11 protein-coding genes are annotated in these 13,062 nt (G+C 63.2%); 6 read left to right on the top strand and 5 right to left on the bottom strand.

The annotated features are described in order from the left end of the window. Positions 1-90 precede the first annotated feature (90 nt). From VB618_RS07340 to VB618_RS07325, 4 genes are all read left to right on the top strand, one after another. On the top strand, positions 91-1,083 hold the full coding sequence (locus tag VB618_RS07340; protein ID WP_329795937.1) for a 2-hydroxyacid dehydrogenase: 993 nt from the start codon (positions 91-93) through the stop codon (positions 1,081-1,083). Positions 1,084-1,149: 66 nt separating this feature from the next. Beyond that, positions 1,150-1,860, top strand: a complete 711-nt coding sequence (locus tag VB618_RS07335; RefSeq protein ID WP_329795936.1) for a glutathione S-transferase — start codon at positions 1,150-1,152, stop codon at positions 1,858-1,860. A 172-nt stretch (positions 1,861-2,032) separates the two neighbouring features. Next, the gene (locus VB618_RS07330) at positions 2,033-3,361 is read left to right on the top strand and encodes an adenylate/guanylate cyclase domain-containing protein (protein ID WP_329795935.1); all 1,329 of its coding nucleotides are present in this window, start codon (positions 2,033-2,035) and stop codon (positions 3,359-3,361) included. An 86-nt stretch (positions 3,362-3,447) separates the two neighbouring features. Then, complete coding sequence (locus VB618_RS07325) at positions 3,448-3,732, top strand: hypothetical protein (protein ID WP_329795933.1); 285 nt, start codon at positions 3,448-3,450, stop codon at positions 3,730-3,732. A 5-nt stretch (positions 3,733-3,737) separates the two neighbouring features. Here the strand turns inward: VB618_RS07325 and VB618_RS07320 are convergent, their stop codons facing one another. Further along, positions 3,738-4,526: a class II glutamine amidotransferase gene (locus tag VB618_RS07320; protein WP_329795932.1), complete on the bottom strand. Its 789-nt coding sequence runs from the start codon at positions 4,524-4,526 to the stop codon at positions 3,738-3,740. A 174-nt stretch (positions 4,527-4,700) separates the two neighbouring features. Here VB618_RS07320 and VB618_RS07315 point away from each other — a divergent pair, with 174 nt between their 5' ends. Beyond that, complete coding sequence (locus VB618_RS07315; RefSeq protein WP_329795931.1) at positions 4,701-6,107, top strand: sodium:proton antiporter; 1,407 nt, start codon at positions 4,701-4,703, stop codon at positions 6,105-6,107. A gap of 237 nt (positions 6,108-6,344) precedes the next feature. Here the strand turns inward: VB618_RS07315 and VB618_RS07310 are convergent, their stop codons facing one another. From VB618_RS07310 to VB618_RS07295, 4 genes are all read right to left on the bottom strand, one after another. Then, positions 6,345-7,439, bottom strand: a complete 1,095-nt coding sequence (locus VB618_RS07310; protein WP_329796158.1) for an NAD(P)/FAD-dependent oxidoreductase — start codon at positions 7,437-7,439, stop codon at positions 6,345-6,347. 19 nt (positions 7,440-7,458) lie between these two features. After that, entirely contained in the window at positions 7,459-8,514 is a 1,056-nt protein-coding gene (locus tag VB618_RS07305; RefSeq protein WP_329796157.1) for an ABC transporter ATP-binding protein, read from the bottom strand. A 113-nt stretch (positions 8,515-8,627) separates the two neighbouring features. Further along, on the bottom strand, positions 8,628-10,085 hold the full coding sequence (locus VB618_RS07300) for an FAD-binding oxidoreductase (RefSeq protein WP_329795930.1): 1,458 nt from the start codon (positions 10,083-10,085) through the stop codon (positions 8,628-8,630). Between the two features lie 70 nt (positions 10,086-10,155). Next, on the bottom strand, positions 10,156-11,766 hold the full coding sequence (locus VB618_RS07295; protein ID WP_329795929.1) for a phosphoenolpyruvate carboxykinase: 1,611 nt from the start codon (positions 11,764-11,766) through the stop codon (positions 10,156-10,158). 529 nt (positions 11,767-12,295) lie between these two features. Here VB618_RS07295 and VB618_RS07290 point away from each other — a divergent pair. Beyond that, entirely contained in the window at positions 12,296-12,994 is a 699-nt protein-coding gene (locus tag VB618_RS07290) for a response regulator transcription factor (RefSeq protein WP_036354150.1), read from the top strand. Positions 12,995-13,062 lie beyond the last annotated feature (68 nt).

Below are 13,062 nucleotides of genomic sequence, written 5' to 3'. Positions count from 1 at the left end.
AAGTGCTACAGTGTGATCTCTCCAGGCCTCCAACGTCCCTGACGCAGGAGCTTCCCTTGTCGAGAGAGCAGGCCTTATCAGGAGGCTCCCATGCGCGTTGCCGTGTTCAGCACCACCTCCTACGATCGCCGCTTTCTCGACGCGGCAAACGCTCATCGCCATGAGCTCGACTATTACGAGCCAAGCCTCTCGGCAGCCACGGCACCGCTGGCCGGAAAGGCCCAAGCAGTGTGCGCCTTCGTCAACGATACTCTTGACGCCCCCTGTCTTGAGCACCTTGCCAAGAATGGAGTACGCCTGATCGCTCTGCGCTGCGCCGGCTTCAACAATGTGGATCTCAAGGCAGCACACGCGAACGGAATCATGATCGCTCGCGTACCGGCCTACTCGCCCCACGCGGTCGCCGAGCATACTCTTGCCCTCATCCTCACGCTCAACCGCAAGACTCACCGCGCCTACAACCGCGTGCGAGAGGGTAACTTCTCCCTCGAGGGGCTGCTCGGCTTCGATCTGCATGGCAAGACCATCGGTGTGGTCGGCACGGGCAAGATCGGCCAAGTCGTACTGCGCATTCTCCAGGGCTTCGGCTGCCATTGTCTCGCCTTCGACCCTTACCCGAATCCCAATATGGAGGCGCTAGGAATCCACTACGTGTCGAAGGCGGAGCTTCTGGCGCAATCCCACATTATCACGCTCCATTGCCCGCTGACCCCGGAGACGCATCACTTCATCGACGAGGCTGCAATCCGCACCTGCCGCCCTGGCGTGATGCTGGTCAATACCAGCCGCGGCGGCGTCATTGACACCCGCGCGGTAATCGCCGGGTTGAAGAGCGGCGCGATCGGCAGCCTTGCTCTCGACGTTTACGAAGAAGAGAGCGAGTTGTTCTTCCGTGATCATTCCGCTGAGATCATCCGGGACGACCTGTTCGCACGCCTTCTCACCTTCCCGAACGTGCTGATTACCGGCCACCAGGCCTTCTTCACGCAGGAAGCTCTGACCAACATCGCCGAGATCACCCTGGAGAATATCGACGCCTTCGCGCAGACGGGCCGTCCAGTGCACGTGGTAGAGATCGACTGAAGAAGGAACTCGTCGCACGGGCTGGCTTTAATCGCTCATCCTCATGATCGATCCAGGAGCCATGTGATGACTTACGAACTCTACTACTGGCCCACGATCCAAGGACGCGGCGAGTTCGTGCGGCTGGCGCTGGAAGAAGCGGGCGCCGACTACATCGATGTGGCGCGGGAATCCGAGGGTGTCGCCGTCATGATGCGCATGATGGAACATGCGGATCACCTGCCCTTCGCGCCGCCTTTCCTGAAGGATGGCGAGACGATCATCGGCCAGACTGCGGCGATCCTGCTCTATCTCGGCGCCCGGCACGATCTTGCGCCCAAGGACCCTGCTGGAGGTCTCTGGACACACCAGATCCAGCTCACGATCAGTGATTTCGTGGCGGAGGCGCACGACAGCCATCACCCGGTGGGTGTCGGCCTGTATTACGAAGACCAGAAGCAGGAGGCTCTCAAACGCGCGCAGGAGTTTCGGGACGACCGCATCCCGAAATTCCTGCACTGGTTCGAAACCATCCTCGCCCGCAATCCCTCAGGCGACAGCTATCTCGTTGGCAAGTCGCTCACCTATGTCGACCTGTCCCTCTTTCAGGCTGTTGAGGGCTTGTCTTACGCGTTCCCCAAGGCAGCCAGGCGCGCCTTGAAGAAGGCGCCTCGTGTCGCAGCCCTGCATGATGCCGTAGCGGAAAGATCTCGGATCAAGTCCTATCTCGCAAGCCAACGGCGTATTCCCTTCAACGAGGAGGGCATCTTTCGGCGCTATCCCGAACTGGACGGCTGAGCCGCGGGCTAGAGAAAAAGTCCAAAGAAACAAGAATTCCGGACAAGCCTCTTTCCTTCCTCTTCGGCAAGCGCTATATTGTAACATGAAAACAACGGGGCCTCATCTTGCCGGGATGCAGGGGACCATCGCAGCTTCGCTCTGAAGCCTTCATGCGCCGCGGAATCCGCCGATGAAGCGGAAGGTGGCCGCCATTCTCGCCGCAGACATTGTGGGCTTCTCCCGGCTCATCGCGGAGGATGAGGACGGAACGCTGCAGCAGCTCGCAGCCTACCGCAACGTTCTGGACGATTTCGTGGCCCATCATCGCGGGCGCGTCTTCAACACTGCCGGCGACTCGATCATGTGCGAGTTCGACAGCGCGGTGGAGGCTACCCGCGCGGCCATCGACATCCAGGATTACATGAGGGCGCAGAACCTCACCTCTGCCCAGAACAAGCGGTTGCAATTCCGCATCGGCATTTCGGTGGGCGAGGTGGTCGAGCGCCAGAACGATCTTTTGGGAATGGCCGTCAACATCGCGGCCCGGCTGGAAACCCTGGCTTCGCCAGGGGGCATCTGCCTCTCGCGCGCCGTGCATGAGGCGGTCTGCGGTCACATCGCCGTCCCCTTCGTCGACATCGGCGAGCGGCAGGTGAAGAACATTCCCTTCCCGGTCCATGCTTTCACGATCGTCGGTCCGGGTGCGGAGATCCTGTCGGAGCCGCAGCGCTCTCCCCTGCGGATTCTGGCCATGTCATCCCTGACGATAGCAGGCGCCTGCCTGATCGTGCTCATCGGTTCAGGAGGGCTTGTCTCCCATGACCAGCCTTCAAGGTCGATGGAGCAGCTCACGGCGGAGGCCGGGGTGCTGTCCCCGATCCCACCCGGTGCTCGGGCGCCCCTCTTGCCCGCCGATCCGATCGGGGTGTTTTCAGGGCTCGTGCAAAGGGGAGGACAGGTCGACGATCCGCATTCCGCGCCTGGCCTGTATCACAACGCTCTCCTCTTTGAGGCGAAAGGCGAGTCTATCGGGGCGCACCGCGCGTACTATACCCTGGCCCGGATGGGCCTGGAATTCGTCGATCCGCATCTGCGCTACGCGGCGCTCGTGCGGGCTCATGAGGGGCGGTTCATCGCGCGTCAGGTCTATGGCGAATTGAACGAGGATATGCCAACCCGTGCGACGGCCCTCGTTCACATCCTGCAGTTCGACGGCGCGGAGCGGAAGGCAAGGCTCAACGCCCTGATCGAGAAGCATCCCGATTACGCGCCGGCCTATTTCTTCCTGGCCGAGGAGCATTCCGAGGATCGGGTCGGCAGCCTGCAGACCGCGCAGGACAGGCGGGTCGAGCAGGCGGCCCTGGCCGAGTTCCTGAAGGCTCATGACGAGGGCCGCCTGATGCCGTTTTTTCTCGACCAGTCTGTCGCGGCCGACTGGGTCGACCGTGCCTATAGTCGCCATGCAAGGCTGACATTGTCGGGCGAGAGCGTCTCGGCCCTGCCTGTCTTCGAGCCATAGCTCCAGCCTGCCGCCAACGATCGGTTAAGACCTGGCTTCTAGAGTCGCGCTCCCGCAACGATCTATGATCCCGTGAGGAGCCGGCCATGAGTGATGAACCAGGCAGCGTTGCCGTCCGTCTCTGGCGCGACCGGGCGCAGCTGCGCGAGGAGGAACGCAACGAGGCGCAGGCTCGCCTTCGCATTGCCCACGAGAAGGTGGCGATCCTGATGGCGGAGAATGAGCGGCTTGAGACCGAGAATGCACGCCTGCGCGCTCTTCAGGCGCCGGACGAGAGCGTTGCCCAGGTCGAGACGGACTTGCAGATGGAAGCGCTCAAGGGCGCGCTGCAGTCGCTGATCGCTCAGCCAGTCAACCGGCTGAACGCCTGAGGCTGTCAGGCGGCCAGGCGGCCCATCGCCTCGTTGAGGCATTCCACCGCGATGCTGCCGCCCTTGGCGACGAGGCTGCAGCCCTTGGGCACCTCGCGCCAGCCCTTCGTCTTGTCATCGATGGGCTCGGAGACGATGAGCAGGTTGCCGTTGTCCTCACGGAAATAGAGGGTTGGCGGCTTGGCATCGCAGGCCCAGCGATAGGCCCAGAGGTTCTCGCCGTCCGTGAAGGCGGCGGTGAAGCGCAGGGGCTCCTGGATGCCGGCGTCTGTCATCAGGCCGCGCACGGTTTTCAGCGTCCTGGCCATGGCCGTGACGGGCTCCTCGGCCAGACCGTTGGCGAGCGCCATGAGGAAGATCGCTTCCGAGTCCGTGGTGCCGAGGCGCCGGTCGTAGAGCTCGTCCGGGATCATGGCTTCGAGGCGCCGCTTGATGCGCCCGTAGCCGCCGATCTGGCCATTGTGCATGAACAGGTAGCGGCCATGGGTGAAGGGATGGCAGTTCGCCCGCGTGGTCGAGGTGCCGGTGGAGGCGCGCACATGGGCGAAGAAGAGTTTTGAGCGCACCTGCTCGCACAGGCTCCTCAGGTTCTCGTCGGACCAGGCCGGGCGGACCTCCCGGTAGACGCCGGGCTCCGGACGTTCCCCATACCAGCCGATGCCGAACCCGTCCCCGTTCGTGCCGGTCTTGGCCTCGACCGCATGCAGCGACTGGTGCACCAGCGAATGGGCCGGGGCACAGACGAGTTCGTCGAGGAAGATCGGTTCTCCCCGGTAGGCGAGAAAGCGGCACATCGGTTTTCAGGCCCCCAAGCGCTGCAAGGCTTTGTAACGATGTTGTACTATCTTTGACTTATGGTGAATAGCCGGTTAACGGCCACGCCGTTGCGACCTTGAGGCCATTCCCATAAAAGCTGTTCTTAAATCTTGAAGAATAAGCCGGCCGCCGGCCGCTGGGGATCCTCACATATGTTTCGCCCTCTGAGCTTGGCGCTTGCCGCCGCCCTGACCCTCCTGCCCCAAGTTGCCCTTGCGGCGGAGTTCGACGGGGCGAGCCTCGGCTTCGCCTGGGCCCTGCCCTTCGTGGGCATCCTGCTATCCATTGCCCTGTTCCCGCTCATGGCTCCTCATTTCTGGGAGCATCATCAGGGCAAGATCGCGGCTCTCTGGGGCGTGCTGGTGCTAGTCCCCATGGCGCTTGCCTTCGGGCCGACGACGGCGATCCATGCGCTGGCCCACACAGCATTCCTGGAATACATCCCGTTCATTCTGCTCCTTCTCGCCCTGTTCACCGTGGCGGGCGGCATTCTCGTGCGCGGCAACATCCATGGCGCACCGGGCACCAACACGATCCTGCTCGGCATCGGCACGGTGCTGGCGAGCTTCATCGGCACCACCGGCGCCTCCATGGTGATGATCCGCCCGGTGATGCGTGCCAACGACGACCGTCGACACAACGTGCACGTGATCGTATTCTTCATCTTCCTGGTGTCGAACATCGGCGGCTCGCTGACGCCGCTCGGCGACCCGCCGCTCTTCCTCGGCTTCCTGCGCGGCGTCGACTTCTTCTGGACCACCACGCACCTGCTGCCGGAAACGCTGTTCGCCAGCGGCCTTCTGCTTGCTCTGTTCTTCGTGATCGATCTGGTGATGTACCGCCGGGAAGGCCGCATGCGGCCTGATCCGACGCCGGACAATCCGGTGCGCGTCGTGGGCGGGTTCAATTTCCTGCTGATCTTCATCATCATCACGGCCATCCTCATGAGCGCGACGGTCGACCTGGGGCGCATCACGGTGCTCGGCACCGAGATCGAACTGGCGAATGCCCTGCGCGACCTCATCATGATCGCCGTCACGGTCATTTCGCTTAAAGTCACCTCGAAGGCCAATCGGATCGAGAACGGCTTCTCCTGGGGACCGATCAAGGAGGTGGCGAAGCTGTTTGCCGGCATCTTCATCACCATCATCCCCGTGCTCGCCATGCTGCGGGCCGGCGCCGACGGCGCCTTCGCGCCTCTGGTCGCTCTTGTGTCCAACCCCGACGGCAGCGCCAACAACGCCGCCTATTTCTGGCTCTCGGGCGGTCTCTCGTCGTTCCTCGACAATGCGCCGACCTATCTCGTGTTCTTCGAGCTCGCCGGCGGCAATCCGCAGCAGCTGATGACGGCAGGCGCCATGACGCTCACGGCGATCTCGGCGGGCGCCGTGTTCATGGGTGCCAACTCCTATATCGGCAACGCGCCCAACTTCATGGTCTATGCGATTGCCCGTGAAGGCGGCGTGAAGATGCCGAGCTTCTTCGGCTATCTGCTCTGGTCGGGCGCGATCCTGATCCCGACCTTCCTGCTGATCACGCTGCTGTTCTTCAGGGAGTAACCACATCCGTCATCCCGGACGCCTGTATGGCGATCCGGGATCGTAAGACGAGTGTGGCTCAACCGGCCCTCCTCCCCCTTGTGGGGAGGAGTTGGAGGTGGGGGTGTTGGCGCCTAGCCTGTATAGGTTATCGCTCACACCCCCACCCTTGATCCCTCCCCACAAGGGGGAGGGAAACCCGCACTCTACTTGTCTTACGATCCCGGATCGCCTGCGGCGTCCGGGATGACGGCAGAACTATGCGCGCAACCTCCCCGTCACATCCTCCGCAATCGAAAGACACGACGTCAGCCCCGGGCTCTCGATGCCGAAGAGGTGAACGAGGCAGGGCAGTCCGTGCTCTGCCGGACCGTCGATCATGAAGTCGGCGGCCTTCTCGCCCGGCCCGGTGAGCTTCGGGCGGATGCCGGAATAATCGGGCACTAGCGCACCGTCGGGCAGGTCCGGCCAGTAGCGGCGGATGGAGGCGTAGAAACTCTCAGCTCGGCCGGGATCGACCTCGTAAACCTCCCTGTCGATCCATTCCACATCAGGGCCAAAGCGCATGCGCCCAGCGAGATCGAGGGTCACATGGGTGCCCAGCCCCCCGTCGACGGGCGCCGGATAGATCAGGCGCGAGAAGGCGGGCTTGCCGAGGCAGCCAAAGTAATTGCCCTTGGCCAGTACGAGCGGCGGCACGCGCTCCGTTGAATAATCTTCGGTCACATGGGCGAGCGTCTGCGCACCGAGGCCCGCCGCGTTGACCACGGCATCGACCGTGATCTCCGTCGCCTCCGCACCGCCGACCTGCACATTCCAGCCGGTGCCGTTACGCGCGATGCGCTCGACCGGTGCATGGAAGGCAATGACGCCGCCCGCGTCCTCCAGATCGCCCTGGAGCGCGAGCATCAGCGCATGGCTGTCGACGATGCCGGTCTCTCTTGAGAGCACAGCTCCGGTGCAGGAAAGGTTCGGCTCAAGCGCCCGCGCCTCCTCGCCCGTCAGGAAGGAGAGACCTTCGACGCCGTTCGTCAGCCCCTGCTCGTAGATGCCCTCGATCTTGGCCTGTTCGAGATCGTTGGTTGCGACGATGAGCTTGCCGCATTTGGCATGAGGCACACCGTGGCTCTCACAGAACGCATAGAGCATGCGCCGCCCCTCGACGCAGTGGCGAGCGCGAAGCGAGCCGGACGGGTAATACATGCCGGCATGGATCACCTCGCTGTTGCGCGAAGAAACGCCGTTGCCGATGCCGCCGGTGGCTTCCGCGACGATCACGCCATGCCCGCGCAGGGCGAGCGCCCGTGCCACGGCAAGCCCGACAACGCCGGCTCCAATGACCAGAACGTCTATGATTGCCTCCTGCCGCGGATCAGAGGCGCTGGCCCGTCTGCTCGTCGAAGAGATGCACGAGGCGCGGATCCGGCGTGATGCGGATCTGCTGGCCGGGTTTGGCGTCGACGCGCTCGCGGAACACGCCAACCACATCCACACCACCGAACTTGGCAAAGACCTGGGTCTCCGATCCGGTCGGCTCGACGACAGCGACTTCCGCCGGCAGGCCGTTGGTGTCATCGAGGATGAAATGCTCCGGCCGGATGCCATAGACGACGGGCTGCCCGTCGGAAGCCGCAGGTGGAATGGCGACCGGCAGTGTGGTGCCGTCCTGCGCGACGAAGCGGCCTCCCTGCAGGTGGCCTTTGAGGAAGTTCATGGCGGGCGAGCCGATGAAGCCCGCAACGAACAAGTTGGCCGGCCGGTCGTAGAGTTCCAGCGGCGCGCCGATCTGCTCGACCACGCCGTCATGCATCACGACGATCTTGTCGGCCATGGTCATGGCCTCGATCTGGTCGTGGGTGACGTAGATCGTGGTGGTCTTCAGCCGCTGGTGCAAGGCCTTGATCTCCGTGCGCATGGCAACCCGCAGCTTGGCGTCGAGGTTGGACAGCGGCTCATCGAAGAGGAAGACTTGAGGGTCGCGCACGATGGCGCGGCCCATGGCGACGCGCTGGCGCTGGCCGCCGGAGAGCTGGCGCGGATAGCGGTCGAGGAGCTTGGTCAGCCCGAGGATCTCGGCCGCGTGGTCGACCCGCGCCTTGATCTCGGCCTTCGACGCGCGCTTCAGCTTGAGGGAGAAGCCCATGTTGTCCGCAACCGTCATGTGCGGATAAAGCGCGTAGCTCTGGAACACCATGGCGATGTCGCGCTCTTTCGGCGGCACGTCGTTGACCACCCGCGGGCCGATTCGCAACTCGCCGCCGGAGATGTTCTCGAGCCCCGCAATCATGCGCAGCAACGTGGACTTGCCGCATCCGGACGGCCCGACGAGGGTGACAAACTCCCCGTCCTTGATGTCGAAGGACACGCCCTGGATGACCGATACCGGCCCGAAGTTCTTCTGGATGTTGCGAATCTCGACCGAGGCCACAGGGCTTCCTTCCAAAACGTCGTTCACCGGCACCCTCGAGCCCGGCCGCGCCATCCTAGGCACGGGCATCAGCGGGTCAAGGCGTGTTCGCCCGTTGTTCCCAGGGACAGCCTTCAGGCCTTGCCCGACTCAGGCAGAGCGGACGGCAGATCCGTCTCCAGGACCAGCACCTTGCCGGGATTCAGGATGTTCTGGGGATCGAGCGCGCTTTTGAGCGTCCGCATCAGGTCAAGGGCCACCGGATCCTTGTAGAGCACGAGCTCGTCGCGCTTGATGAGGCCTACCCCGTGCTCGGCGGAGATCGAGCCGTTCATGCCGTGCACGATGTCGTGCACGATCCGGTTGAACCGTTCCCACTGGGCGAGAAATGCCGCCTTCTCCATGGCGACGGGCTGGCTCAGGTTGAAGTGGATGTTGCCGTCGCCGAAATGCCCGAAGGCGCAGACCCGCACGCCGGGCAGCGCCTGCTCGCAGGCCTGGGTCGCCGTGACGATGAAATCCGCCACCCGCGACACCGGCACGGCCACATCGTGCTTGATCGACCCGCCCTCGAGCCTCTGCACATGGGATAGGCTTTCACGCAGGTGCCAAAGCGCGTCGCCCTGGGCTTCGCTCGTGGCAATGACGGCATCCTCGACCGTGCCGGCCTCCAGGGCCTCTCCAAGAACGGCCTCAATCCGCTCGCGCAGATCGATCTCGGAATCCGGCGACGACAGCTCGATCAGGGCATAGGCTTCGTGCTCGCCTGCAAGCGGAGGAACGGCGCCAGGCGCGTGCTTGAGGACAATCTCCAATGCAAAGCGCGGCATGAACTCGAAGGCCGTCAGCTGGTCGCCCGTGCGCCGGCGAAAGCCATCGAAGAGGTCGAGCGCCGCATGGGGCGAGGCGCAACCGACAAACGCTACTGTCCGGCTCTTCGGTCGCGGAAATAGCCTCAAGACTGCCGCCGTGACGATGCCGAGCGTTCCCTCCGACCCGATGAAGAGGTTCTTCAGGTCGTAGCCCATGTTATCCTTGCGCAGACCCTTCAGCCCGTTCCAGATCCGCCCGTCGGCGAGCACGACCTCGAGCCCGAGAACGAGGTCGCGGGTATTGCCGTAGCGCAACACGTTCACGCCGCCCGCATTGGTGGCGATGTTGCCTCCGATCCGGCAGGAGCCTTCGGAGGCGAGCGACAGGGGAAACAGGCAATCCGCTTTCTCGGCCTCATCCTGCACGGCCTTCAAGATGCAGCCGGACTCCACCGTGATGGTGGCGTTGAACGGATCGATCTCGCGGATGCGGTCGAGGCGTGCGAGCGACAGGACGATGCCTTTATGCGGCACGCCGCCGCCGACCAGCCCCGTGTTGCCGCCCTGCGGCACGATGGCGATTCCGGCCTTCGCGCACTCCTGAACGACGAAAGCGACCTCCTCCGTGCTGCCGGGGCGGACCACCGCCAGGGCAGTGCCGCGATAAAGCTTCCGCTCCTCGACGAGGTAGCTTTCCATGGCGGCCGGGTCGCGGATGACCTGCCGGGCTCCAAGGCGCGCGGACAGGATATCCAGAAGGACGGATTGCGTGTCGGTCATCGAAAGCACCAAACGAAAAAGGCGGCCGTGGGCCGCCTTTTACATGATTTTAAGGAAGAGATAACTTTTCTCAGGCTGCGATCGAGGTCTGCGGTCCTGCGGAGCGCACGTCGGAGTCCACGTGGCCCTCGAAGCGCTTGAAGTTCTCGTTGAACATGTCGATCAGGCGCTTGGCGGTCTCGGCGAACTCCGCCTTGTTCTGCCAGGTCTTGACCGGGTACAGGATGTGCGGCTCGACGCCTGGCACCGAGGTCGGCACCGCGAAGCCGAAATAGGGATCGCGACGGAAATCGGCGCGGGAGAGCGAGCCGTCGAGCGCTGCGGTGAGCAGGCGGCGGGTGACGCGGATCGGCATGCGCCGGCCCACCCCGTACTTGCCGCCGGTCCAGCCGGTGTTCACGAGCCAGCAATCCACATGGTGCTTGGCGATGAGGTCGCGCAGCAGGTTGCCGTAGACCGACGGGTGGCGCGGCATGAACGGCGCGCCGAAGCAGGTGGAGAAGGTGGCCTCCGGATCCTTCACGCCCTTCTCCGTGCCCGCCACCTTCGCGGTGTAGCCGGACAGGAAGTGGTACATGGCCTCGGCCGGCGTCAGCTTCGCGATGGGCGGCAGCACGCCGAAGGCATCGCAGGTGAGCATCACGATGTTCTTCGGGATGCCCGCGCGGCCCGTCGCGCTCGCATTGGGGATGAAGTCGAGCGGATAGGCGCAGCGCGTGTTCTCCGTCCTGGACGCATTGTCGAAATCGGGGATGCGCGTTGTCGGATCGACGATCACGTTCTCCAGCACCGTGCCGAAGCGCTCGGTGGTCGCGAAGATCTCGGGTTCCGCCTCGCGGGAGAGGCGGATGGTCTTGGCATAGCAGCCGCCCTCGAAGTTGAAGACGCCGTTCGGGGCCCAGCCATGCTCGTCATCGCCGAGCAGGATGCGGTTCGGATCGTTGGAGAGCGTGGTCTTGCCGGTGCCGGAAAGGCCGAAGAACACCGCAACATCACCCTCCTTGCCCACATTGGCCGAGCAGTGCATGGGCATGACGTTCTGCGAGGGCAGCACGTAGTTGAGATAGGTGAAGACCGACTTCTTCATCTCGCCCGCGTAGGACGTGCCGCCGATGAGCACGATCTTGCGCTTGAAGTCGCAGGCGATCACCGTCTCCGTGCGGCAGCCGTGACGGGCGGGATCGGCCTTGAAGGACGGCAGGTCGATGATGGTGAGGCCGGGCACGTAATCGGCGAGTTCGCCCTGCTCGGGACGGATCAGGAGATTGCGGATGAAGAGCGAGTGCCAGGCGAATTCCGTGAAGACCCGCGCCTTGACCCGGTAGGACGGATCGGCGCCGCCGTAGAGGTCCTGCGCGAACAGTTCCTTGCCCTCGGCATGGGCGAGGAAGTCTGCCAGCAGGGTGTCGAAATGGCCCGGGGTGATGGAGCCGTTGTTGTCCCACCAGACAGTGCTTTCCGTGGCCTCGTCGCGCACCACGAACTTGTCCTTGGGCGAGCGGCCCGTATGGGTGCCGGTCTCGGCCAGGAGCGCGCCGCCCTTCACGAGCTTGGTCTCAGCTCTCGTCAGGGATTGCTCGTAGAGTGCGGGCGCCTCGAGATTCCAGTAGACCCGTTTGAGATTGCGGAGGCCAAAGGCCTCGGCACCCTGCGCGCTGTTGAAGACGCCGATATTTTCCACGGAAGATGTCTCCTGATTTCCAGTCACCGCGCAGCCGGATGTGCCGCCGTCCGATGGCCGTCACATGGGGTGGATCAAACAATGCGGCTAAAAACTTTGCCGTCTCGCTTGAACATAGAACCTTCTTTAGGTCAGCTGACGAGGCCGTCAACTCAAGCCGTTTCATTGCATTCTATTTTCGTCAAAAACAGACATCCAACAGCCCCAATTTCAAGGATTTTCCGGCTTTGGGGGAGTTCTTTCGTATGATTGACATGGTTCCCTTGCGGAAAATCGGGCATTCCTGTGCCCGAGGCACCAACCTGCGACACGTCGCAGAGGAATCCTGTCCGATTTGTCATGGCCCGTTCATCTCCGGTTGAAGCGCCTCCCCTTAGACCCCACTATCAGTGGCCACCCTGGTCATCCTCTCGGGGAAAACCATATTTATGCCACGAGAATGGCGCAGTTGGGGACGTTTTAAGGCCTTCTGCGTTGTCACACCGGGCAAAAAGCCGACATTCGTCCGTGCCAAGCTAAGGAAGAGTTCATGCCAACGATCGCCCTTGTTGATGACGATCGCAACATCCTGACCTCTGTTTCCATCGCCCTCGAGGCGGAGGGCTACCGCATCCAGACCTATACGGATGGGGCGTCTGCCCTGGATGGGCTCAAGCACGCCCCGCCGGATCTGGCCATTTTCGACATCAAGATGCCGCGCATGGACGGCATGGAACTGCTGCGCCGCCTGCGGCAAAAATCGGACCTTCCCGTGATCTTCCTGACTTCCAAGGATGAGGAGATCGACGAATTGTTCGGCCTCAAGATGGGCGCCGACGACTTCATTCGGAAGCCGTTCTCCCAGCGCCTCCTGGTCGAGCGCGTGAAGGCGGTGCTGCGCCGCTTCGCCCCCAAGGACCAGAGCGCCCCCAAGGAGGCCGACCCGAAGGCCCTGGAGCGCGGGCAGCTCAAGATGGATCCGGAGCGCCATGCCTGCACCTGGAAGGGCGAGCCGGTGACGCTCACCGTGACGGAGTTCCTGATCCTGCAAGCGCTCGCTACGCGTCCCGGGGTGGTGAAAAGCCGCAATGCGCTCATGGATGCGGCCTATGACGATCAGGTCTATGTGGACGACCGGACGATCGACAGCCACATCAAGCGCCTGCGCAAGAAGTTCAAGTCGGTTGACCAGAGTTTCGAAATGATCGAGACCCTCTACGGCGTGGGCTACCGCTTCAAGGAAGCCTGACGCTTTTGACGGCGCAAGCAACCTAAAGACAGCACGCTCCGGTTCATCCTATCGGGTCGTGCGTAAGC

Origin of the sequence: Microvirga sp. CF3062 (genome assembly GCF_036314045.1) — a bacterium.
Lineage (GTDB): Bacteria > Pseudomonadota > Alphaproteobacteria > Rhizobiales > Beijerinckiaceae > Microvirga.
The sequence above is the reverse complement of the archived record's forward strand: the minus strand, read 5'-3'. Positions and strand labels throughout refer to the sequence as shown.

Excerpts from the sequence above, each read along its gene's own strand:
- VB618_RS07340 (WP_329795937.1), top strand. The coding sequence starts at position 91 with ATGCGCGTTGCCGTGTTCAGCACCACCTCCTACGATCGCCGCTTTCTC.
- VB618_RS07335 (WP_329795936.1), top strand. The coding sequence starts at position 1,150 with ATGACTTACGAACTCTACTACTGGCCCACGATCCAAGGACGCGGCGAG.
- VB618_RS07330 (WP_329795935.1), top strand. The coding sequence starts at position 2,033 with ATGAAGCGGAAGGTGGCCGCCATTCTCGCCGCAGACATTGTGGGCTTC.
- VB618_RS07325 (WP_329795933.1), top strand. The coding sequence starts at position 3,448 with ATGAGTGATGAACCAGGCAGCGTTGCCGTCCGTCTCTGGCGCGACCGG.
- VB618_RS07320 (WP_329795932.1), bottom strand. The coding sequence starts at position 4,526 with ATGTGCCGCTTTCTCGCCTACCGGGGAGAACCGATCTTCCTCGACGAA.
- VB618_RS07315 (WP_329795931.1), top strand. The coding sequence starts at position 4,701 with ATGTTTCGCCCTCTGAGCTTGGCGCTTGCCGCCGCCCTGACCCTCCTG.
- VB618_RS07300 (WP_329795930.1), bottom strand. The coding sequence starts at position 10,085 with ATGACCGACACGCAATCCGTCCTTCTGGATATCCTGTCCGCGCGCCTT.
- VB618_RS07290 (WP_036354150.1), top strand. The coding sequence starts at position 12,296 with ATGCCAACGATCGCCCTTGTTGATGACGATCGCAACATCCTGACCTCT.